We start from the raw sequence: 21,983 nt of genomic DNA on the forward strand, positions 1-21,983 counted from the left end.
CCGAAGATCGGCGCCTCCTGGTCCTTGTTGATGGCGATGATGTTCTTCGAGCCCTTCATGCCGACCATGTGCTGGGTCGCACCCGAGATGCCGGCCGCGATGTAGACGTTGGGCTTCACGACCTTGCCGGTCTGACCGACCTGCATCGCGTACGGCACCCACCCGGCGTCGACGATCGCACGCGTGGCGCCGGCGGCGCCCTGCAGCAGCTTGGCGAGCTGGTCGACCATCTCGAACTTCTCGGCCTCGCCGAGGCCTCGCCCACCCGAGACCACCACGGCCGCCTCGTCGAGCTTCGGGCCGGAGGATTCCTCGACATGAACGGCGGTGACCGTGGCGCCCGCCGTCGACCCGAGATCGGGCACCGCAGCGGCCACCAGTTCGCCGGCGCCGGCGCCTCCTGCCTCGGGCTCGAACGACTTCGGCCGGAACGATGCGAGGAACGGGCCCTCACCGGTGAACGTGGTCGTCACGAGCGTCTCGCCGCCGAAGACCGGCGTCGTGACCTTGACGGCGTCGCCGTCGACCGCGATGTCGATGTTGTTCGTGAGCACCGTACGGTCGAGCTTCACCGACAGGCGGCTCATGACGTCGCGGCTCTCGTACGACTGGGGGAACATGATCAGGTCGGGGGCGTCACCGCCCTCGATGACCGCCTTCATGGCGGCGGACCCGGCGGGACCCGGGAGACCTGCGCCGAGATCGCCGGTGGCGTAGACCTTCGCGGCGCCGTGCTCGCCGAGTGCGGCGGCGAACGAGCTCGCATCGCCGACGACGAACGCCGAGATGGAGCCGCCCAGCGAACGGGCCTTCGTGAGGAGCTCGAGTGTGCTCGTCGTCGGTGCGCCGTCGGCGCCCTGAGCGAACACCCAGATGTTGTCGATTCCCATGGTTCTCTTCCTTCGTTCGCTCAGATGACTTTGAGGTTCTCGAGGTGCTCGATGATCTTCAGGTGCGCCTCGCCGTCGTCCTCGATGACCTCTCCGGCCTCACGCGCCGGCGCCTGCGCGACGTCGACGATCTGCTGGCCGGCGCCGCCCCAGCCGACGGGGGTGACACCGAGGTCGCCGGCGGTCACCTCATCGACGGGCTTCGACTTGGCCGCCATGATCCCCTTGAAGCTCGGGTAGCGAGGCTCGACCACACCTGCGGTGACGCTCACGACGGCAGGCAGGCTGCACTCGACCTCGTTGTAGCCGGCTTCGGTCTGGCGGTTGACCTTGAGGGTGCCGCCTTCGACGGCGACGCTCTTGGCGAACGTCACCGACGGCAGCTCGAGCACTTCGGCGAGCTGCTCGGAGACCGTACCCGTGTAGCCGTCCGACGACTCGGTGCCCGTCAGGATCAGGTCGGCGCCGCCGATCTTCTGGGTGGCGGCGGCGAGCACCTTGGCGGTGGTGAGCGCGTCGGAACCGGCCAGCTCGGGGTCGGACACGAGCACGCCCTTGGCAGCGCCCATCGCGAGGGCGGTCCGCATGCCAGACACCTCGCCGTCCGCGGCCATCGACACGATGCTCACCTCACCCTCACCGGCGGCGTCGACCAGCTGCAGTGCCATCTCGACGCCGTAGCTGTCGGACTCGTCCAGGATGAGCTTGCCCTCGCGCTTCAAGGTGTTCGTCGAGGGATCCAGCTCACCCGGCAGGGCCGGGTCGGGGATCTGCTTCACGCACACGATCACATTCATGCCGACCATTGTTACTCGCCGGTCACTTGCCGTCCCAACCGGGCTCGACCCCCGGCGTCGGTCGGCCGGCCGCACCCGCGCTGCTACCGTCCCCCTCTTGCGGATCATGCTCGTGGTCAACTCGTTCGCGTCGTCGGTCACGGCGCGGAACACCGTCGTCGTCCACCGGCGTCTCGGGCAGGGTCACGACGTCGAGGTCGTCGAGACGAACCGCCGCGGCCACGCCACCCGGTTCGCCCACGATGCCGCCCGGCGCGGCATCGACGTCGTCGTCGGCTACGGCGGCGACGGCACCCTCAACGAGGTGGCGACCGGCATCGCCGGCACCGACACCGCACTCGGCGTGCTCCCCGGCGGCTCGACGAACGTGTTCGCGAGAACGCTCGGCATGCCCAACGACCCGGTCGCGGCCGCCGACCACCTCGCCGCCGGCCTCGACGCCGCCGACCTGCGCCCGATCGGCCTCGGCCGCGTGAACGGCCGCTTCTTCTGCTTCCACACCGGCATCGGCTTCGACGCCGCCGTGGTCGAAGCCGTCGAACGGCGGGCGTCGCTGAAGCGCTGGCTCGGCCATCCCCTGTTCATCTCGGCCGGACTGACCACCTGGCTGCGCGGGTACGACCGCCGCGCCCCGCACTTCTCGCTGCGGCACGGTGACGAGCGAGTCGACGACGGGTACTTCGCGATCGTCTTGAACACCAACCCGTACACCTATCTCGGCAACCGCCCGCTCGACCTCTCCCCCGCCGCGACGCTCGACCGCGGTCTCGTGGTCGTGGCGTTCCGGACGTTGCGGGTCGGGCCGATCCTCAAGGGCCTCGGGTCGGCCCTGCGGGGCGGCGGGGTGACCGCGAGCGAGCACCTCGTCGAGTGGCGCGACGTCGACGAGATGGTGGTCGACGCCGAGACACCGTTCCCGTACCAGCTCGACGGCGACTACCTCGGCGACGTCGACCGGCTCGAGTTCCAGCACGTGCCCGACGCCGTGCAGCTCGTGTTCCCCGCCGAGCCGGCCGACTCAACCGGCTGAGCCGGCCACCGAGCGCCGGACCGTCAGCGCGACGTCGGGCACGTTGGTGCAGATGCCGTCCACGCCCCAGGCGATGAGCTGTCGCATGCGGTCGGCGTCGTCGCACGTCCACGTGTTGACCGCCAGGCCGGCCCGGTGGGCGGCGCGGACGGCGGGCTCGCCGAGCTGACCGACGAACGGGTGGATCGCGACGTGGCCGGCCGACACGGCGCGAGCGATCGCCGCGTCGTCGGCGTCCATCGTGAGGAGCGCGGTTCGGACGGCAGGCATCGCCACGCGGCAGGCGGCAACCGTCTCGGGCCGGAACGACGAGAGCAGCCAGCGGGCGTCGGCACCCCGCCGCGCAAGGACCGTGGCGAGCCGGTGGACGATCCAGTCGGCCGGGTCGTGGTCCGGTTCGCCGGGGATGTTCTTGATCTCGATGTTGACGACGGCGCCGGCGCACGCGTCGAGCGCGGCATCGAGATCCGGCACGTGCGCCGGCAGATCGGACGCCGGCGTCCGGGCGATCACGCGGCCGTCCGCGAGGGCCGGATCGTGATGGACCACCAGCCGGTCGTCGCCGGTCCGGCGCACGTCGAGCTCGATCGCATCGGCTCCCATCTCGACGGCCCGCTCGAAGGCGGCGACGGTGTTCTCGGGTTCTGCCTGCGATGCGCCGCGATGCGCGATCACGATCGTCATGACAAGAGCGTGCCAGATCGCTCGATGCCGATGGGACGGGGGCGCCGCCCCGGCATCTCGAAAACAGATGGCAGCCGACGTTCTATCTGATCTTCTTGCCAGGGCGGGGGGCACGATCTAACGTACGTACTTGCAGGCCCTCCGCTCCCGCCGAACGATCAGCACGCTGCGTCGCCGCCCTCCGGACCAGCACGGCAGAGCCAACACGCCCGCCGGCAGCCGCCGCCATCAACACCTTCACACCTACGAGGAGCTCCTTCGTGTCGATCCTTGCGTCCAGTCTCGCCCTCGCCGCCAACGCCGATGTGTGGCGCGATCACGCCCTGTGCCGTGACACCGATCCCGACCTGTTCTTCCCGGTCGGCACCACGGGTCACGCGCTGACGTCGATCGACCACGCCAAGCAGGTGTGCGCCGAGTGCAGCGTCGCACAGGAATGCCTCGACTTCGCCCTCGACACCAACCAGGACTCCGGCATCTGGGGCGGCCTCTCCGAAGAGGAGCGCCGCGTCATCCGCCGCAAGCGGGCCGCCGCGCTGCGCGCCGCTCGTGCGGCCGCCGCTGCCGCCAGCTGACCCGGTCACCGCGAGGCGGTGACGATCCAGCGGTTCGCGACGACGTCGTAGGCACACGGCACCGCGATCCCCGACGTGCGCGCCCAGTCGGCCGCGTCGGCCTCGTAGGTCGGCAGCTCGGGCTGCAGCCACCAGCCGGGCGGCCGCAGGCCGGAGTAGCCGTTGACGGTCGGCAACCCGATCTCCTGCGCGATCAGGATCGCGTCGATGTTGGTGTAGTCGATGTCGGGCTCCTCGACGTCGACGACGTAGAACGACGGGCATGCCGCCGGGGGCTCGGCCACGTCGCCGACGAGGGCCAGCTCCGCGCCCCGGTCCAACTCGCGGAACAGCGAGGTCGTGTTGAGCTGCTCGGCCACGATCACCCCCAGCAGCAGGATCGGCGCGACCGATCGCCACGTGGCGAGCCGCCGGTCGCCAGGCGCGGCACCTCCACCGTCGGCGACGTCACGGGCGACGTCGGGATCGGCGTCTGCGCCGGGCCGGCCGCGCACGGCCAGCCAGCACGCGATGGCCGCGCACGCGACCCAGACGTTGACGACCTCGATGCGACCGTAGACGCGGATCGCGTCACCGCCGGGCACGAACCGGTGCACCCACGCCCAGATGCCGCCGAAGGAGAACTGGATCGGCAGCACGACGACGAACGCAGCGACGAGCGAGCAGGCGAGTCCGACGACCGCCGGCGCCGGCCTCGGTGCGTGACGGAGCCGTCGCGCGAGGGCGATACCGGCTGCGAGGGCCGCGACGAGCAACACCGGCGTGACGGCCACGTTGCGGTGGAGCTGGCCGAGCCGCTCGGCATCGAGCAGCGATCCGACGAGCCGACCCCAGACGACGTTGCCGCCGCCGACGTTGACGATGTCGGCCGGTCGAGGCGCGAGGCCGGCGACCTCGTCGTAGCTGCGTGGTTCGCTGTCCTCGAGCGCCGGGAGGTACGTCACCAGGAAGGGCACGAGCATCACACCCAGCGCCGCCAGCGCCACCACGATCGCGTCCCGTCGCTCGACGACGGCGGCCCAGATCGTACGGCCCGCACCGAGCGCCAGGCCGATCGCCACGCCGCCGAGCACCACGAACCCGCCGACGAGCGCGGCGAACCACCCGAAGTAGAAGTTCGACCACAGCAGCAGCCCGAGCAGGGCGCCCGCAGCGGCCGAGAGCAGCAACCGGCGCCGCCGGCTCTCGGCGACCCACGCCTCGAGGCCGAGCAACACGATGGCCGGGATGATCTGCACCGAGTACAGCTGCGGGTGCCCGGTGTCGACGTACAGGTTGTTGGCGAAGGCTGCGGTCGCCGACAGCAACAGCGCCGGCGCCGGCGGCAGGCCGAGATGTCGATCGAGGATCGCGAACATCGACGCGAATCCCACGAGCGTGAGCACGATCAACCCGACCTGGAACGAGACGAACGGGTCGGCACCGAGCAGCCGGAGTGGCGCGTAGACCGCCTGGTTGACGATGAACGTGTCGGAGTAGCCGAGCGTGCCGTCGACCGGGTGGAACATGGGCGGCGACCGCCACTCGGCGTCGCCGGTCCACACCAGCCACCAGTGCTCGTGGAGGAAGACGATCAGCCGGGCGTCGCCCCGGTCGCCGGTGATCGTGTCGAAGCCCGAGAAGATCGGCGTCCGGAAGAACACGGTCGCACCGACGAGCCAGCTGAGCAGCGCCGCCGCCCAGCGGTGCGAACGCAGCCACGTCGCGACGGCGTCGACGGCGGCGCGCATCAACCGCCGAGCAGCGAGACGCCGCCCCGGACCTCACCGGGCCGGCGCGTCGTCACGGGCGATCCCCCATCGGAACGACCAGTTCGATCACGGTGCCGTGCGGCGCCTGCGAGTCGGGCGGCAGCCGGAGGTCGTCGCGCGTCGGGGGCCGCATCGTGATCGTACCGTTGAGCTCGGTGGTGACGAGCGTCCGGACGATCGACAGACCGAGCCCGGTGGCGTCCTCGAGCTTGAACCCGGCCTCGACGCCGCGACCGTCGTCGATCACCGAGAGGTGGAGCTCGTGGCCGAGATTGCGGAGGTGGACCACGACCGAGCCGCCTCCCGAGCCCTCGGGGAAGCCGTGATCGACGGCGTTCTGGAGGAGCTCGGTGAGCACGACCGACAGGGGGGTGGCGATCGCAGCCGGGATCCGGCCGCCGTCGCCGCGCACCGAGAAGCGCACCGGCCGATCGGGCGACTGGAGTCCCTCCTCGGCGAGTCGCAGCAGCGGCCGGACGATCTCGACGAACGTCACCTCGTCGCCGGGATCGCGTGACAGCGCCTCGTGGACGAGCGCGATCGTCCTGATGCGGCGCACGGACTCGCCGACGGCGGAGATCGCCTCGGGGTGGGTCAACCGCCGCGCCTGGAGCCGGAGCAACGACGAGATCGTCTGCAGGTTGTTCTTGACGCGGTGGTGGATCTCACGGATCGTGGCGTCCTTGGTCAGCAGCAGGCGGTCCCGCTTGCGGAGCTCGGTGACGTCACGGATCAGGAGCAGCGCCCCCGAGACGTCGCCGTGCTGCAGCTGGCCGACGAACGGCACGCATCGGCAGAGCAACGTCACGTCGGGGCCCTGTTCGAACTCCTCGATGACCGGTTCGCCGCGCTCGAAGGCCTGGCGGACCGGTCCGTCGTGGAAGCCGAGCTCGGCGAGCCGCATGCCGACGGCCGACGCCTGGATGCCGACCCGGTGGAGCGCGGAGTTCGCATTGGGCGAGACGTACTGCACCTCGGCCTCGGCGTCGAGCCACACCACCCCGTCGCCGACGCGGGGTGCGGCGCTGGAGTCGCCGACGCGTTGCTCGAACGGGAACGCGCCGACCACGATCATGTCGACGAAGCGATCGAACAGGTCGCCGTACGCGCGCTCGAGCTCGCCCGGACGGCGGCCCGAGAGCTCGACCCGCATCCCCGCCATGACGGCGATCGGCCGGCCGCCCCGCACCACGGGGACTGCGAGGAGCCGAGTGGCGTCGTCGTGCCCGGAGAGGTCGATCTCGCCCCGCCGCACCGCCTCGCTCTCGAACGCCTGGTCGAGCAGCGGGATGATCGCACGGGTCGCCAGCGAACCGACCCAGTCCGACTCGAAGAGCGTCTGCGCCGTTGCCGGCCGCACCTGCGCGACCGTGATCCAGTTCCCGTCGCTGACCGGCACGTAGAGCAGCAGGTCCGAGAAGCTCAGATCGGCCAGCGTCCCCCACTCGGACACGAGCCGGTTGAGATGTGCCACCTGGTCTCGATCGAGGGTGGTCCGTTCACGAACGAGTTCTGTCAGCTTCGACATCGGCACCGAGTCTTGCCGATCCGGGTGGCGGATGGTGAACACCGCTCGCCGGCCGGTGTGCCGTGCGGCGTACAGTCGGGCCATGACCGCCGGCGCGCCCCGTGCAACGTTCACGTCCTTCGAGGAGTCGACGCAGGAGGAATGGGCGTCGATCGCCGCCCAACTGCCCCACACGCAGGCCCTGGCGGCCGCCAACATCGTCGAGCAGCTCAAGCTGCTCGAGCGCGACTTCGGCGGTTTCCCCGTCTCGAGGCTCGAGCACTCGTTGCAGACGGCGACCCGCGCCGAGGAGGACGGCCGCGACGAGGAGTACGTCGTGTGCGCGCTGCTCCACGACATCGGCGACACGCTGTCGCCCTACAACCACCCTTCGATCGCGGCGGGCATCGTCAAACCGTTCGTCTCCGAGGCGAACCACTGGATGGTCGAGCACCACGGCATCTTCCAGGGGTACTACTTCTGGCACCACCTCGGCATGGACCGCGACACCCGTGACCGGTTCGCCGGCTCGCCGTACTACGACTACACGGCCGAGTTCTGCCACAAGTACGACCAGACCGCGTTCGACCCCGACTACACGAGCGCACCCCTCTCCCACTTCGAACCGCTGATCCAGCAGTTCTTCGTGCCCGACGGCGCGGCCCTCACCCCCGTCGAGTAGCTGCAGGCCGCCACGTTCGCCACCGCAGCCGACGCCGACGTGCGGTCGGGCGGGCGTCGAAGCGGCAGCGGAGACGGCGAGCACGGCAGGCGAAGCCGGCCCGTCTGGTCAGCTGATCACGCCGCGCCGGCCGAGCAGGCGAGGAGCGCAGCGCCAGTGAGCACCGCAGCTCCGGAAGGGCGGCCGCTACATCAGCGGCGCCACGAGCGCAGCCCGATCAACCGATCGGGATGTGCAGGCGTGTGCGCCAACGGTTCGGGTCGGGCTCACTGTCGGGGTCGGTGAGGTACTCCTCCCACACGCCGACCTCCCGCCTCGTCAGTCCCGCGTCGTCCAGCTCCTCGAGCACCGACCGGTAGGTCACCTCGAGCGTGTCGTAGGGACCCTCGTGCGTTGCGACGACCGTGCGACCGCCGGGCACGTGGGAGGGCACGACCTCGCCGCGGGCGGTGAACTCCTCGCCGACGATCACGCCGGCTTCGACGTCGACGACGTCGCCCGGCTCGGACGGGTAATACGCCATCGGGGGACTCATCGGCTCGACGCCGGCCTGCGCCAGCGCCTCGAACACCGACCCGTACGCCTGCTGGAAGAAGTCGGGGAGCTCGGCGACCGGCGCCCGTCCGGCCACGACGGCCGTGTGTTGTCGGTCGAGATGCACGATCTCGCCGTGACGAAGTGCTGTGCTCATGGCCACACCTCCGCGATCCAGTGTGCGCCCGTTGCGCCCCGAACACCAGCGCGGCGCAGCGTGATCAGCCGCGCACGGCGAGGAAGAGCGCCTTCAGGTACTCACCGTGCTCGAAGCCGATCGGGTGGTCGACGGGGTGGCCGGTGCGGCGGGTCACGTGGACGTCGAGACCGAGCGACCGTGCCGCGTCGAGCACCGCCGCGCCGAGCTGGTCGGCGCCGACCCGACTCGAACACGAGGCCTGCACGAACGTGCCGCCGGGGCGGACGAGCGGGAGACCGAGCCGGGCCAGCCGTGCGTAGGCAGCGACAGCTCGCGGCACCGCCGCCTGGTTCGAGGCGAACGAAGGTGGGTCGATGACGACGACGTCGTACCGCTCGTCATGTCGGCCGAGCTGCTCGAGCACGGCGAACGCGTCGCCGACCGTGCGGCGGACGGCGCAGCGTTGCACACGGCGCCGGTTCAACGCGAAGTTGCGCTCGGCGGCGTCGAGGGCCGGCGCCGACTGGTCGACGAGGTGGACCGATGCCGCACCGCCCGCCGCCGCAGCCAGGGAGAAGCCGCCGGTGCTGGCGAACACGTCCAGCACGTGCGCGCCGTCGGCGATCGCGCCGACCAGCGCCCGGTTGTCGCGCTGATCGAGGAAGTGGCCGGTCTTCTGGCCGCGCACGACGTCGGCCTCCATCAGCAGCCCGCGTTCGAGGAACCGAATCGGCGTCGCCGGTGGCCGACCGACCACCGTGTCGCCGTCGCGGAGGCCGAACGTCTCGCCGCTCGCGACGCCGCGGCCGAGCCGCACCACGACCCGCTCGGGGTCGACGAGCGCGACGAGCTGCTCGACGACGAGGCGCAGGTGCGGGAACCAGGCCGGCGAGTACAGCTTGACGACGAGCGTGCGGTCGTACCGATCGACGACGAGGCCCGGGAACGCGTCGTTCTCGCCGTGCACGCAGCGGAACGCCGTGGTCGCATCGTCGTCGATCAGCCCGCGCCGACGCTCGAGTGCCACCTCGAGGCGACCACGCCAGCACGCCGCGTCGATGGCGACCGGTGCGCCGGCGTGCAGCACCTTGACCCGGATCGGCGACGAGGGGTCCCAGAGACCGATCGCAGCGAACTTGCGCTTGCCATCGAAGATCACGGCGAGGTCGCCGGCCGCGCCCTCGTGACTGGTCGACGTGATCGAGCCGTCGTAGAGCCACGGGCTACCCCCGCGGATCTGGCGCAGCGCGTCGGCGGTGACCCGGACCGCGATCCGTCGCTCGCCGACCACCGGAAGCGCCTCGAGGCTCACGAGAGGTGCCCGGCGAGCTCGCGGAGGTCCGCGATGTCGTTCACGTCTCGATCGAGCACCGGTGCACTGACCAGCAGCGGGCTCAACACCTCGAGCTCGGCACGCCGCTCGGCCTCTCGCGCGGCCACGACGGCGACGTCGTGGAACCGCGTGGCGACCTCGGTGAGCACGTCGCCGACCGTGTCGGGCGAGGCGTCGATCGCAGCGCCCACCCGGTCGGCGAGCTCGCCGCGTGCCGCTCGCTCGAGCTTGCGGGCGCTCGTGGCGGCAGCGGGGCGGGTGAACGTCGACGGCAACACCCGGTTCGCCACGATCGCCCCGAGGTGGTGCTCGCGGCGCACGAGCTCACGAGCGAGGTAGGCCGCCTCGTACGCGGGAGCGGCCTCGAGGGTGGAGACGACGACGAACGTGGTGCGCGGATCGGCCAGCAGCTGCTCGACCTCGCGCGCGTGGTCGACGAAGCCACGCTCCATCGCCTGGAACAGCACGAAGAACTCGGCGATGTCCTCGAGGAAGCGGGAACCGAGCACGCGGTCGGCGACCTGGTAGAAGGGCCTCGACGCCACCGTGAACAGCCGCGAGCGGTACGGCACGGTCAGCCACTTCAGCAGGCGCGAACCGAAGAACTCCTTCATCCGGCCCGGTGCGTCGAGGATGTCGAGCGCGTTGCGCGACGGTGGGGTGTCGACGATGATCAGGTCGTACTCGCCCGACGAGTGCAGCTCGTGCAGGCGCTCCATCGCCAGGTAGTCGTGGCTGTGGACGAAGCGGCTCGTGATGTTCTGGTACAGCGGGTTCGCCAACACCGAATCGCGCACCTGCACGTCGGGTGCATGTCGCTCGATGAGCTCGTCCCAGCCGGCCTTCGTGTCGAGCATCGCGGCCCACAGCTCGCCGCGGGGCTCGATGTCGCCGAACGCCTCGTCGGGCACGCGAACGGCTTCGTTGCCGAGCCGGCCGACGCCGAGAGCGTCGGCCAGGCGGCGCGCCGGGTCGACGGTGAGCACCAGCACCCGGCCGCCGATCTCGGTGGCGGCGTCCACGGCGAGGGCCGCGGACGCCGTCGTCTTGCCGACACCGCCCGAACCGCAGACGAGCACCATCTCCTTCGCTGCCAGGAGCGAGTGGAGGTCCCTCATGCGTCGAGCTCCTCCGCGAGCGCCTCGGCGACCAGGGCGACGACCCGGCGGCCCGTGGCGCGGGTGAACAACTCGGGGACGATCAGCATCGGCAGCCCATCGACCTCACCCGTCAGCCGTGCGAGGTGGCCGGCACCGACCTTCCGCCGCGCCTCGGTGATGGTCGCGGCCTCGAGCACGGCTGCGCCCGCACGGCCGACCGCCTCGACGACCAGTGGACGGGCGTCGTCGAGCCGATCGACCACGACGGACTGGCGCCGGTCGAACAGGGCCGGGAGCACGCGGTTCGCGATCAGCACGCTCGCCGAGATGCCGGTCTCGTCGTCGAGGCGGTGGATCAGGGACAGCGACTCGGCGACCGGCATCTCCTCGGGCGTCGTCACGACGGCGACCCCCGTGGTCGCCTCGTCGCGCAACAGGTCGAGCATCCAGTCGGTCTGGTCGCGGACCAGCCCCACGTGCACGAGATCGCGGATGACCTTCGGAGCGCCGATCTGGGCGACGATGTGGCCCGATGCCTCGGCATCGACGACGACGCAGTCGTAGTGGCCCTCGCGGACCTCGTAGCAGAGCTTGCCGACGGCCAGGATCTCCTTGACGCCCGGCGCAGCGTCGGCGACGAAGTCGAACGTTCGCGCCAGCGGTCTGATCTTGCCGAGGAACGGCACCCTGACGAACAGGCGGAGGTACTCGCGGAGGGCGTCCTCGGTGTTCATCGCCATCGCGAACAGGTTCGGCTCGAGCTCGCGTGGTTCGAACCCGAGCTCGGTCGCATCGAACGCGGCGGCGAGCGACCCTTTCGCATCCATCTCGCAGACGAGGATCCGGCGGCCCTGCCGGGCAGCGAGGTGAGCGAGCGCCGCTGCGACCGACGTCTTGCCGACGCCGCCCTTGCCGGTGACGAAGATGAGCCGACGGTCGAGGATCACGTGCGGATACCGAGCAGCCCGGCGGGCCGGCGGCCGACCCCGGTGCGATGAGTGGGCATCGGCGAGCCCCGTCGGAACGGACCGACCGAGCCGCCCATCACCCCGGAGGGCATCAGCCCCCGAAACCGATGCGGCGGTCGCCGTCGGCCGAACCGACCTCGACGTAGGCGAGCTTCGTGGCGGGCACCGCGATGTCGCGGCCACGCTTGTCGACGATCCACAGGACGTCGCTGGCGCCGGACAGTGCCGCCTCGACCTTCGACTTGAGATCGTCGCGCTCGGCGTCGTCCACCTCGACCGAGAGCTCACGAGGGGCCTGCGTCACACCGATTCGTACGTCCACGGCCAGCACGGTATCGGCGCTGCTCGCCGTTCCGCATCTCCTCCACGGGAACGCTAGGTTGCCGCCGTGAGCGCAGCCGAACGAGCGACCGCCGCGCATCGCAGCCGCTGGGGCGATCCGGACTTCGTCGCCCGCGCACCGGGCCGCGTCAACCTGATCGGCGAGCACACCGACTACAACGAGGGGTTCACGCTGCCGATGGCGCTGCCGTTCGACACCGCCGTCGCGTTCAGCTCGGACGGGGACCAGCGGGCAGGACCCGCCACCATCGCCTCTGCGGGGTTCGGCGAGATCGTCATCGACCCGAACGGCGACCCGGCGAGCGTCGCGTCGTGGGCGCGCCACCTGGCCGGCGTCATCAGCCTCCTTGCCGAGCACGGCGTGCCGACCGGAGGCTGGCGGGCGGCGGTCGACACCGACATCCCCACGGGCGCGAGCCTGTCGTCGTCGGCCGCGATCGAGGTGGCGGCGATCACGGCGCTGCTCCATCGGGCCGGCGTCACGTGGGAGCCCATCGACGTCGCCCGCCTCGGCCAGCGCGTCGAGAACGAGGTGGTCGGCCTGCCGAGCGGCATCATGGACCAGTTCATCTCGGCCGGGGCGGTCGAGGGCCATGCCAGCTTGATGGACTGCCGCCACCTGACGCTGACGCCAGCTCACATGCCGGCGGACGCGGTGGTCGCCGTGATGGATACCGGCACCCGGCGCGTGCTCGCCGATGCCGCCTACGGAGATCGGCGGGCCGCGTGCGAACGCGTGGTCGCCGAGCTCGGCATCGCTTCGCTCCGCGACGCCACGCCGGCGACGATCGCCGCTGTCATGGACCCGGTCGACCGGCGCCGCGCCCACCACGTCGTCACCGAGAACCAGCGCACCGTCGACGCCGCGGCGGCGATGGGCGCGGGTGACGTCGTCGAGCTCGGTCGGTTGATGACCGAGAGCCACGAATCGCTCCGCCACGACTACGAGGTGTCGGGCCCGGGGCTCGACGCGATCGTCCAGGTCGCCCATGGCGCGCCGGGCTGCCTCGGTGCCCGGATGACCGGTGGTGGGTTCGCCGGCTGCGCCGTGGCCCTCGTCCGGGCGGACGACGCCGACCGGTTCGGCCGCGACGTCGTCGACCGGTACGACCACGACGGGTTGCGGGCACGGATCTGGATCTGCTCGCCGGCGGCCGGGGCGTCGGTGCTGGGAACTGCGTGAGGGCGGGCACCGATGCCGGGACCGGCGCCGGCCCGATCACCCTGCGGGCCGACGCAGTGCTGTTCGACAGCGACGGCGTCCTCGTCGACTCCCACGCCCGCGTGCTGACGGCATGGGCCGAACTGGCCCGCCGGTTCGGCCTCGACTTCGAGGCGATGTCCGACGAGATCGCGGGTGTCCCGGCCGATGCCATCCTCAGACGGCACCTTCCGGCCACGGACGTCGACGACGCCGTCGCGACCCTCGAGGACCTCGAGGTGGCTGCCGCCGCAGCAACGACGCCGATCGCCGGTGCGACCGATCTGCTCCTCGGGCTGCCGACCGATCGATGGGCGATCGTCACATCGGCGTCGCGTCGGCTCGCGACTGCACGCTGGTCGGCAGCCGGCATCCCCGCGACCCATGTGGTCACCGCCGACGACGTGGTCGACGGCAAGCCGCATCCCGAGCCGTTCCTCAGAGCGGCCGCGGCGCTGGGCGTCGAGGCATCCCGCTGCGTCGTGTTCGAGGACTCGGCCGCCGGCGCCGTGGCGGCCGAGGCTGCGGGTGCGACGATCGTCGCCGTCGGCGACCGGCCGTGGGCGGTGCCACCCGCAGCGCGGGTGCCCGACCTCGAATCGGTCACGATCACCGTCGACCCGGTCGCCGCCGACGGGCCGCTCACCGTGGTCGTGGGGTGACTCCGGCGCGGGCGCTGAGCCGGTAGGCGACGTCGTAGCGGCCGGCCCCCAGCCGGTACCGGACCGGCAGGTCGGGACCGCAGCTCGCGGTGCCGACACCGCGGTGGGCGGCGTCGATGCAGACGACGACCTCGTCGCGGCGTCGCAGCTCGGTCGCGGTCGGCGCGTCGAACAGGTCGGCCGGCAGATGGTGCGTCGCCGACACGTGCAGCGGGCCCGAGATCGCGTCGATGCGGAGCACCTCGTCGCCGGCGAGCAGCTCGAACCACCTGCAGTCGGTGCGGAGCCCGAACTCCTGGGGCACGAGGTACGGCGACTCGTCGAGGGGCGCCTCCCACACGCCGAGCATCGCGGCGCGGTTGCGGTCCGGGTAGTTCTCGTGCGGCCCGCGACCGAACCACCGCATCCGGTCGAAGCGCCCCGGCAGGGTGAGCACCACCCCGACGCGCGGCAGGTCGTCGATCTCGGCCGTCACGACGTGACGGTACGTCGTGCCGTGCTCGTCGGCGCTGACGCTGACGTCGTGGTCGACGAGCTCGTCGGGCGGCCGGCGGTCGAGGCCGGCGGCGAGCCACCCTCGCAGGGCACGACCCGCCCAGGCGCGCCGTCGCACCAGGTTGGGCCGCAGCTTGAACCCGTCGTTGTCGGTGGCTGCGCGCCAGAGGTTGAGGCGCGGCTGGTCGACGAGCAGGTCGGACGGGTCGACCACCGTCGACGGCATCACCCGGCCGGGCGGCCGCGGCCACCGGCGGGGCCGCCGCAGCACGCACTCGTCCCACGCCACCAGATGGCCGGCAGGGGCGAACCAGTTGTCGCGCCGTGTCACCCAGCGGACGTGGAGCACGACGTCGTGTCCCTCGTTCGGGACTGCGCAGGGCAGCGCCACCACGGTGCCGGCGCGCGGCGCCAGCTGCGGCATCCGGAGCGTGCCGCGTTCGGCGACCTCGCCGTCGACGATCAGCTCCCACGTCGCACGGAGGTCGCGGAGACCGGTGAACGACCTGCGGTTCGTCACCTTCAACCCGCCTCGGGCACGTTCGACCGTGACCGGGCGATGGACCCAAGCGACCTCCCGCATGGCCGGGTGAGGTTCGAGATCGGCCGACACCAAGCCGTCGGCGACGAAGTTGCCGTCGTTCGGTTCGTCGCCGAACTGTCCGCCGTAGGCGAGCCGCGTCGTGCCGTCGGCCAACCGCTGGCGGAGACCGTGGTCCTTCCACTCCCAGATGAACCCGCCCTGGAGCCCCGGCGTCGTGGTGATCACGTCCCAGTAGTCGGCGAGTCCGCCGTTGCTGTTTCCCATCGCGTGGCTGTACTCGCTCATGACGAGCGGGCGCTGCCCGGCGGCGGCGTCGCCGTACCGGCGGATGGCCTCGACCTCGGGGTACATCGGGCAGACGAGGTCGTTCGCCGGTGCGGCGCCGTCGACCCACCCGTGGTGCAGGGTCCCACCCTCGTAGAACACCGGCCGTGAGGGATCGACGAAGCGGACCCAGCCTGCGAGCGCGTCGTGGTGCGGTCCGTAGCCGCTCTCGTTGCCCAGGCTCCACACGATGATGCTCGGGTGGTTGCGGTCGCGCTCGACCATGCGGGTGCCGCGCTCGAGCCACGTCGCCCGGTAGGTCGGGTCGTGGCACAGCGACGTGTTGTACGCGTGGCTCTCGATGTTCGCCTCGTCGACGACGTACATGCCGAGCTCGTCGCACAGGTCGTAGAACGCCGAGTCGTTCGGGTAGTGCGATGTGCGCACCGCGGTGATGTTGTGGGCCCGCATCAGCTCGAGGTCGGCGCGCATGTCGTCGACCGTCACGGCCTTGCCGCGGTCCGGATGGTGGTCGTGGCGGTTGACGCCGAAGATCCAGATCGGCTGCCCGTTGACCAGCAGCCGGCGGTCACGGACCTCGACCCGGCGGAGGCCGACGTGCTGCTCCTCGGTCTGCACGACGCGTCCCGACGGGTCGACCAGCTCGGCGGTGACCGTGTAGCGATGCGGTGTCTCGGCGGTCCACGGCTCGGCGCGCCGGAGCTGCCAGCGGGCGGTGACGCGGTGGCCCTCGAACACGTACGGCGCCTCGAAGACGTGGGGCACGGCCAGCTCCTGGTCACGACCGACGCGCTTGCCGGCAGCGTCGGTCAGCGCGACACGGGCGGTCCACCCCTCGAGCGGGGCATCGCCGAACTCGACCCGGACGGTGGCCTCGACCGAGCCGGACCCGTCGGCGGGGTCGTAGTCGCTCACGATGGGCAGGTCGGCGATATGCACGGTCGGCCGCGACTCGACCCACACCGATCGGTGCAGGCCGGCCATCCACCAGTGGTCCTGGTCCTCGACGTAGCTCTGCGCGCTGTAGCGGACGACGACGACCGCGACGTCGTTCTCGCCGGCTTCGATCAGGTCGCTGACGTCGTATTCGCTCGGGAGCCTGCTGTCGGTGCCGTAGCCCGCGAAGCCGCCGTTGACGTACACGGCGTGCACGCTCTCGGCGCCGCCGACGTGGAGCACCGTGCGACGCCTGGTCCACGCCGCCGGGACCGTGAACGACCGCCGGTAGACGCCGGTCGGGTTGCGGTCGGGCAGACGGGGCGGCGGCCCTGGGAACGGCATCGGCACGTTCGTGTAGTGGGGCACATCGCAGAAGCCACCGAGGTCCTGCATCGTCCAGTTGCCCGGGACCGGCGCTGCGACTGCTCGCCGGCGGTCACCGGTGAGCGCCGCGGCGGGCACCCTGTCGGGACGCTCGAACAGCTCCAGCTGCCACGTCCCGTCGAGGCTGCGGCGGTCGAAGCCGACGAGCGGGACGTGCGACGGCAGGCGCCGCAGCTCGGTGACTGCCGGCATCGCCCACGGCTCGATCTCGCCGATGACGGGCAGCATGCCCGCTCAGCCGGCCAGGTCGCGCAAGCGGGCGGCGAGGTCCTCGGGGATGACCGGGTTGAAGTACTCCTCCGATGCGATCTCGGCGGCGGCGATGAATCGATGGACGCCGGCCGAGCGCCACGGTGAGACGATCTCGATGTTGAACCACGCGTCGTCGTAGCCGGTGGTGACGGTCGGACGCTGGTTGAGCCACATCATGTACGGCAACGGCTGGTCGTAGAGCCGATCGAGCCGGGCGAAGATGTCGACGAGGAGCGAGGCGAGGCAATCGCGCTGGGCGTCGTCCATGTCGGGGAGCGCGCCGACGTGGTCCATCGGTGCGACCTCGAGCGCGACGGGGAACGTCGGTGCGTGCGGAACCCACGCCGACCACCCCTCGACCGAGGCGACGGCGCGCGGACCGGCGTCCACGTCGGGCTTCCAACCGCCCGCGAGCCGCCGTGACTGCCGGTTCGGCACGTGGTCGTACGCGTAGATCTGGCCGTGGGGGTGGGCGATCGTGGCGCCGACCTCGGGACCCCGGTTCTCGAAGACCAGCACGTAGTCCACGTCGTCGCGGCTCCCGAGCGACTCGGTGCGGTCGGCCCAGAGGTCGATCACCTTGCGGGCGCCCGGCGTGCCCAACGAGAAGAACGTGGCGTCGTGCTCCGACGTGTACAGCACGACCTCGCAGCGTTCGCCGTCCATCGCCGGCCAGCGGTTGGTGAACCAGTGCACGTCGTAGGGCTCGGGCGCCTCGAGGCCACCCACGCAGAACGGGCACCCCGACGACGGCAGGTTGGGGCGCTTCTGACGGGCCCCGACGACATGCACGACGGTGCCCATCGTCGGATCGACGCGCGTCTCGTGGCGAACATCACTCATGGGACACTCCCTCGTGGATCTCGCGGCGCCGCGCCATCACGCGGCGTCCCGAAGCTCGAACAGCAAGACGGATTCGGGGTGGAGCACCGGCGGCTGCAGTCCGCGCCGCATCAGCTGGTCACCCGAGATGACGACCTCCTCCGACATCCACTGCGGTCGCCGGCGCCCGAACTCCTTGGCGGAGTCGAGGTCGCCGAGCACTGCCACGCTGTATCGCCGCGCCGGGTCGAGACCGTCGAACCGCGCCGGCGCGGGCAGGGTGGCCGCCGACGGACCGAGTTGTACGTACGCGAACAGGGCGTGCGAGGCGGTGTCGTCGACGACGCCGTGCACGATCGCAGCGGGGTCGGGGTGGCTGACGCGGACGACGCGGCCGCCGTGCAGCAGCGGGCGGAGCCGTTTGTGCAGATCGATCGCCGCAGCCACCTGCTTGCGCTGGTCGGCGTCGGCATCCAGCAGGTTCCACTCGACGCCGAGATGGCCGAACAGAGCAGTTGCGGCGCGGAACCCCAGATCCTGACGGCGACCCGTCGTGTGGGCGCGCTCGGGGCCGATGTGGGCACCCATGACCTCGGGCGGGAACAGCATGCTGAACCCGCGCTGGATGAGCTGCCGCTCGAGCGCGTCGTTGCAGTCGGAGGTCCAGATGCGATCGGTGCGACCGAGGATGCCGAGGTCGGCGCGTCCGCCACCCGACGCGCAGCTCTCGATCTCGAGCTGGGGATGGGCGGCGCGGAGCCGGTCGATCAACTCGTAGACGCCGAGGACGTGGCCGTGCGTGCCGGCCCGGCCGTGCCTCGATCCCTGGACGATGTCGCGGTTCATGTCCCACTTGAGGTAGGCGATCTCGTACTCGCGGAGGAGGGCGTCGAAGGCGCCGAAGAGGAAGTCGCGGACCTCGGGCCGGCCGAGGTCGAGCACCAGCTGCTGCCGGCCGAGCACCGGTTCGTAGCCGGTGGTCGTGAGCGTCCACTCGGGATGGGCCCGGTAGAGGTCGGAGTCGGGGTTGACCATCTCGGGCTCGACCCACAGCCCGAACTCCATCCCCAGCGAGCGGACGTGATCGACGATCGGGGCGAGCCCGCTCGGCCAGACGGCGTCGCTCACCCACCAGTCGCCGAGGCCGGCGGTGTCGTCGCGCCGCCCGCCGAACCAGCCGTCGTCGAGAACGAACCGCTCGACACCGACGTCGGCCGCCACGTCGGCGAGCTGCTGGAGCGTGTCGAGGCGATGGTCGAAGTACACCGCCTCCCACGTGTTGAGGATCACCGGCCGTGGCCCGCTGCTCGGCAGGTGCCGCCGGGCGTGGGCGTGGAACGCCTGGCTCGCACCGCTGAGGCCGCGGTCGGACCAGGCCACCAACACGTCGGGGGCGGCGTAGGAGTCGCCCGGCGCGAGCTCGACCTCACCTGGCGCGAGCAGCTCGGCGAGCTGAACGTGGCGGTGCCCGTCGGGCAGGTGCTCGGCGGCGATCGTGTAGTTGCCGCTCCACGCGAGCTGCGCGCCCCACACCTCGCCGGACCGCTCGGAGAAACCCGACGAACCGGCGAACAGCGCGGGGAGCTGCGCGTGCGAGGTTCGGCCGGTTCGGTTCTCCACGAGGATCGAGCCCTCGAAGCTGGTCCGGCGAGGCTGGAACTCGCGGCACCATCGGCCGCCGAAGGTCATGACGTCGGTGCAGTGGGTCGGCATCGCGATCGACGGCGCGAGGCGGTGGACGACGTACGGCGACGAACCGGTGTTGCGGAGCTCGGCCGTGACGCGCAACACGTCGTCGACGTGCAGCGTCAGGGTCAGTTCGAGCTCGGCGACCCGATCGTCGAGCCGGAAGACGGCCGTCGCGGCGTCCGGGCGCTCGACCGCCGTGAGCCCGAACCGGGGAGACCACGCCGAGCCGTCGAGCCTCGCGCCGGCCACGCCCGGTCGCCCCGTGAAGCCGCTGGCCTCCTCGGCGACGAGCGCGACCGGGACGGGTGTGTCGAGGGTGGCGTTGGCGACGGGCGGCGAGACGGCAGCCGGCTCGTACTCGTGGAGCGCAGGCCCGAGCGAGCCGATCTCGGGTACGCCGCCGTCGTGCACCAGCACGACGGCGAGCGTCTCCGAGGAGAGATGGACGACGTCGATCGTGGATCAGCCCTTGTCGGCGCCGAGCGTCAACCCGGCGATGAAGTGCTTCTGCAGGGCGAGGTAGACGAGCAACGTCGGGAGTGCGACGTACATCGACGCGGCCGCGATCAGGTTGTCGTCGGTGAAGAACTCACCACCGAGGTTGGCGAGCGACGACGTGATCGGACGGTCGGCACCCTGCTGCTCGAGCACGACGGCCCAGAAGAAGTCGTTGTAGATCCACGTGAACTCGAGGGTCGCCAGCGCGGCGAGCGCCGGTCGCGTCAGCGGCATGATGATCCGCCAGTACAGGGTCCAGACACCGGCGCCGTCGACCTTGGCCGCCTCGTTGAGCGACTTCGGCAGCAGCTTCATGTAGTTGCTGAGCACGAACGTGCAGAACCCGCTCTGGAACGCGACGTGGATCAGGATCAGTCCCCAGGTGCTGCCGTTCAGCTTCCCGGAGTTCGACAGGAACTCGGGCAGCTCGATCCGGTTGTAGATCTGGAACAGCGGCTGGATGATGATCTGCTGCGGCAGCAGGTTGCCGGCGGTGAACAGCACCAGGAAGGTGATGTTGAACTTCCAGCTGTACCGACTCGCGGCGAACGCGACCATGCTCGAGAAGAACAGGGTCAGGACCAGCGCCGGGGCGAGGATCAGGAACGTGTTCCAGTACTTCTGCAGGATGTCGCCCTGCTCCCACGCGTTCCGGTAGTTCTCGAGCGTGAGCGAGTCGGGCACCGCGAAGTACCCGTCGCGCACGGTCTCGCTGAACGGGCGGAACGACGCGTAGATCGCACCGAGGATCGGCACCATCCAGACCAACGCGGTGAGCGTCAGGAAGATGTACAGCAGGATCCGGGCCGGGCGGATCGGCGCCTTGTTCTCCTCGAAGCCGAAGTCGCTGTCGGCGACCGGAGTCGTGGATGTCGTCGTGGCAGCCATCAGGACTCAGCTCCTTCCTGCGTGCGGCGGTAGTGGTTGGTCACGTACCAGATCACGAAGCCCAGGCAGAGCAGGAACAGGATCGTGGCGTAGGCCGAGCCACGTCCCACGTTGCCGCCGCCCTCGCCGAGCAGGTTGTTGGTCGTGAGGATCGACAGCACCTCGGTCTTGCGCGGCGTGTTGAGCACGAAGATGATGTCGAACGCCCGCAACGCCTCGATGACGGTGATCACCGAGATCACGACGTTGATCGGCTTGAGGGTCGGGAACACGACGTGGCGGAACGACTGCCATTCGTTGCAGCCGTCGAGCGACGCCGCTTCCTTGAGCGAGTTGTCGACGCTCTTCAGGCCCGCGAGGTACAGCACCATGATGTAGCCGGTGTGGCGCCACGCGATCGCCACGAGGATCGCGATGAAGTTCTTCGAGATGCCGTAGTTGTCGCTGAACGGGATCAGGAAGTCCTGGTTGCCGATCCAGTCGATCGGCTCGCCGCCGCCGAACAGCTCGGTCGCGAGCCCGTTCTCCGTCGAGTAGATGACGCTCTGCCACATGAACCCGACGACGGCCAGCGAGAGCACCACGGGCGTGTAGAACACGCTCTGGTACACCCGGGTGCCGCGGATGTTCTTGTCGAGCAGGTACGCCAGGAACATCCCGAAGATCGTCGGCCCGATGAACAGGAACACGAGCAGCACCGTGTTGTTGATCAGGGCCTGGAAGAACATCTTGTCGAAGACCGTGAAGATCTGGTCGTAGTTCTCGAAGCCGACCCAGTTGAGGTCGGAGAACCGGATGCCCTTCCAGTCGGTGAACGACAGGATGATCGACGCCAGCGTCGGCACCCAGACGAGCCCGACGTGCAGGATCGTGGGGATCGTCACCATGATCAGGAAGACGGTGCGATCGCGCCCCTGGAACTGTCCGAGCTTCTTCGGTTTCCTGGCGCGTCTCGGGCGCGCCTCAGCAGTAGCGGCCGAAGCCGCCGTGGT

Annotated in this window: 20 protein-coding genes; 5 read left to right on the top strand and 15 right to left on the bottom strand. The window is 70.6% G+C overall.

All coding sequences use genetic code 11. The features are described from left to right. Both QNJ12_RS13760 and QNJ12_RS13765 read right to left on the bottom strand, forming a co-directional pair. A partial coding sequence (locus QNJ12_RS13760; protein ID WP_300623303.1) for an electron transfer flavoprotein subunit alpha/FixB family protein occupies positions 1–890 on the bottom strand: 890 nt, incomplete at its 3' end. A 20-nt stretch (positions 891–910) separates the two neighbouring features. Next, positions 911–1,687: an electron transfer flavoprotein subunit beta/FixA family protein gene (locus tag QNJ12_RS13765; RefSeq protein ID WP_300623305.1), complete on the bottom strand. Its 777-nt coding sequence runs from the start codon at positions 1,685–1,687 to the stop codon at positions 911–913. 106 nt (positions 1,688–1,793) lie between these two features. Here QNJ12_RS13765 and QNJ12_RS13770 point away from each other — a divergent pair, with 106 nt between their 5' ends. Next, the gene (locus QNJ12_RS13770; protein WP_300623355.1) at positions 1,794–2,717 is read left to right on the top strand and encodes a diacylglycerol kinase family protein; all 924 of its coding nucleotides are present in this window, start codon (positions 1,794–1,796) and stop codon (positions 2,715–2,717) included. Here the strand turns inward: QNJ12_RS13770 and QNJ12_RS13775 are convergent. After that, entirely contained in the window at positions 2,706–3,401 is a 696-nt protein-coding gene (locus tag QNJ12_RS13775; protein ID WP_300623307.1) for a glycerophosphodiester phosphodiesterase, read from the bottom strand. The genes QNJ12_RS13770 and QNJ12_RS13775 overlap by 12 nt on opposite strands. Positions 3,402–3,661: 260 nt before the next feature. Between QNJ12_RS13775 and QNJ12_RS13780 the strand changes: the two genes are divergently transcribed. Next, complete coding sequence (locus QNJ12_RS13780) at positions 3,662–3,976, top strand: WhiB family transcriptional regulator (RefSeq protein WP_300623309.1); 315 nt, start codon at positions 3,662–3,664, stop codon at positions 3,974–3,976. Between the two features lie 5 nt (positions 3,977–3,981). Here the strand turns inward: QNJ12_RS13780 and QNJ12_RS13785 are convergent, their stop codons facing one another. Both QNJ12_RS13785 and QNJ12_RS13790 read right to left on the bottom strand, forming a co-directional pair. Continuing rightward, positions 3,982–5,706 carry a hypothetical protein gene (locus tag QNJ12_RS13785; RefSeq protein WP_300623310.1) on the bottom strand — a complete coding sequence of 575 codons (1,725 nt, stop codon included), beginning with the start codon at positions 5,704–5,706 and terminating at the stop codon, positions 3,982–3,984. Positions 5,707–5,758: 52 nt separating this feature from the next. Then, positions 5,759–7,453 carry a sensor histidine kinase gene (locus QNJ12_RS13790; protein ID WP_367281792.1) on the bottom strand — a complete coding sequence of 565 codons (1,695 nt, stop codon included), beginning with the start codon at positions 7,451–7,453 and terminating at the stop codon, positions 5,759–5,761. Here QNJ12_RS13790 and QNJ12_RS13795 point away from each other — a divergent pair. Then, on the top strand, positions 7,338–7,916 hold the full coding sequence (locus tag QNJ12_RS13795; RefSeq protein ID WP_300623314.1) for an HD domain-containing protein: 579 nt from the start codon (positions 7,338–7,340) through the stop codon (positions 7,914–7,916). The two genes, QNJ12_RS13790 and QNJ12_RS13795, sit on opposite strands and share 116 nt — an antisense overlap. A 217-nt stretch (positions 7,917–8,133) precedes the next feature. On the opposite strand, the gene QNJ12_RS13800 is transcribed toward QNJ12_RS13795, so the two are convergent. The 5 genes from QNJ12_RS13800 to QNJ12_RS13820 form a co-directional block, all read right to left on the bottom strand. Beyond that, positions 8,134–8,607, bottom strand: a complete 474-nt coding sequence (locus tag QNJ12_RS13800) for a GyrI-like domain-containing protein (protein WP_300623316.1) — start codon at positions 8,605–8,607, stop codon at positions 8,134–8,136. 64 nt (positions 8,608–8,671) lie between these two features. Next, entirely contained in the window at positions 8,672–9,901 is a 1,230-nt protein-coding gene (locus tag QNJ12_RS13805) for a class I SAM-dependent rRNA methyltransferase (RefSeq protein ID WP_300623318.1), read from the bottom strand. Continuing rightward, entirely contained in the window at positions 9,898–11,040 is a 1,143-nt protein-coding gene (locus tag QNJ12_RS13810; protein WP_300623319.1) for an ArsA-related P-loop ATPase, read from the bottom strand. The genes QNJ12_RS13805 and QNJ12_RS13810 overlap by 4 nt, the downstream gene beginning before the upstream one ends. Then, complete coding sequence (locus tag QNJ12_RS13815) at positions 11,037–11,969, bottom strand: ArsA family ATPase (RefSeq protein ID WP_300623321.1); 933 nt, start codon at positions 11,967–11,969, stop codon at positions 11,037–11,039. Before QNJ12_RS13815 ends, QNJ12_RS13810 begins: the two co-directional genes overlap by 4 nt. Before the next feature lie 112 nt (positions 11,970–12,081). Continuing rightward, positions 12,082–12,312, bottom strand: a complete 231-nt coding sequence (locus QNJ12_RS13820; RefSeq protein WP_300623323.1) for a DUF3107 domain-containing protein — start codon at positions 12,310–12,312, stop codon at positions 12,082–12,084. Between the two features lie 66 nt (positions 12,313–12,378). On the opposite strand from QNJ12_RS13820, the gene galK reads away from it, so the two are divergent. Then, the gene (galK, locus tag QNJ12_RS13825; RefSeq protein ID WP_300623325.1) at positions 12,379–13,515 is read left to right on the top strand and encodes a galactokinase; all 1,137 of its coding nucleotides are present in this window, start codon (positions 12,379–12,381) and stop codon (positions 13,513–13,515) included. Continuing rightward, a complete protein-coding gene (locus tag QNJ12_RS13830) occupies positions 13,512–14,195 on the top strand; it encodes an HAD-IA family hydrolase (RefSeq protein WP_300623327.1) in 684 nt (227 codons plus the stop codon). Before galK ends, QNJ12_RS13830 begins: the two co-directional genes overlap by 4 nt. Here the strand turns inward: QNJ12_RS13830 and QNJ12_RS13835 are convergent. Genes QNJ12_RS13835 through QNJ12_RS13855 form a run of 5 tightly spaced genes read right to left on the bottom strand, consistent with a single transcriptional unit; the run spans position 14,176 to position 21,878 of the window. Next, the gene (locus QNJ12_RS13835) at positions 14,176–17,070 is read right to left on the bottom strand and encodes a glycoside hydrolase family 2 TIM barrel-domain containing protein (RefSeq protein WP_300623329.1); all 2,895 of its coding nucleotides are present in this window, start codon (positions 17,068–17,070) and stop codon (positions 14,176–14,178) included. The two genes, QNJ12_RS13830 and QNJ12_RS13835, sit on opposite strands and share 20 nt — an antisense overlap. A gap of 6 nt (positions 17,071–17,076) precedes the next feature. Then, positions 17,077–17,937, bottom strand: a complete 861-nt coding sequence (locus tag QNJ12_RS13840) for a DUF4931 domain-containing protein (RefSeq protein WP_300623331.1) — start codon at positions 17,935–17,937, stop codon at positions 17,077–17,079. Positions 17,938–17,973: 36 nt separating this feature from the next. Continuing rightward, positions 17,974–20,022, bottom strand: coding sequence for an alpha-galactosidase (locus QNJ12_RS13845; RefSeq protein WP_300623333.1), 2,049 nt, complete (start codon positions 20,020–20,022; stop codon positions 17,974–17,976). A 45-nt stretch (positions 20,023–20,067) separates the two neighbouring features. Continuing rightward, positions 20,068–20,991: a carbohydrate ABC transporter permease gene (locus QNJ12_RS13850; protein WP_300623335.1), complete on the bottom strand. Its 924-nt coding sequence runs from the start codon at positions 20,989–20,991 to the stop codon at positions 20,068–20,070. Further along, entirely contained in the window at positions 20,991–21,878 is an 888-nt protein-coding gene (locus tag QNJ12_RS13855; RefSeq protein ID WP_300623337.1) for a carbohydrate ABC transporter permease, read from the bottom strand. Before QNJ12_RS13855 ends, QNJ12_RS13850 begins: the two co-directional genes overlap by 1 nt. Between the last annotated feature and the right edge of the window lie 105 nt (positions 21,879–21,983).

Source organism: Ilumatobacter sp., assembly GCF_030065885.1.
Classification (GTDB): domain Bacteria; phylum Actinomycetota; class Acidimicrobiia; order Acidimicrobiales; family Ilumatobacteraceae; genus Ilumatobacter.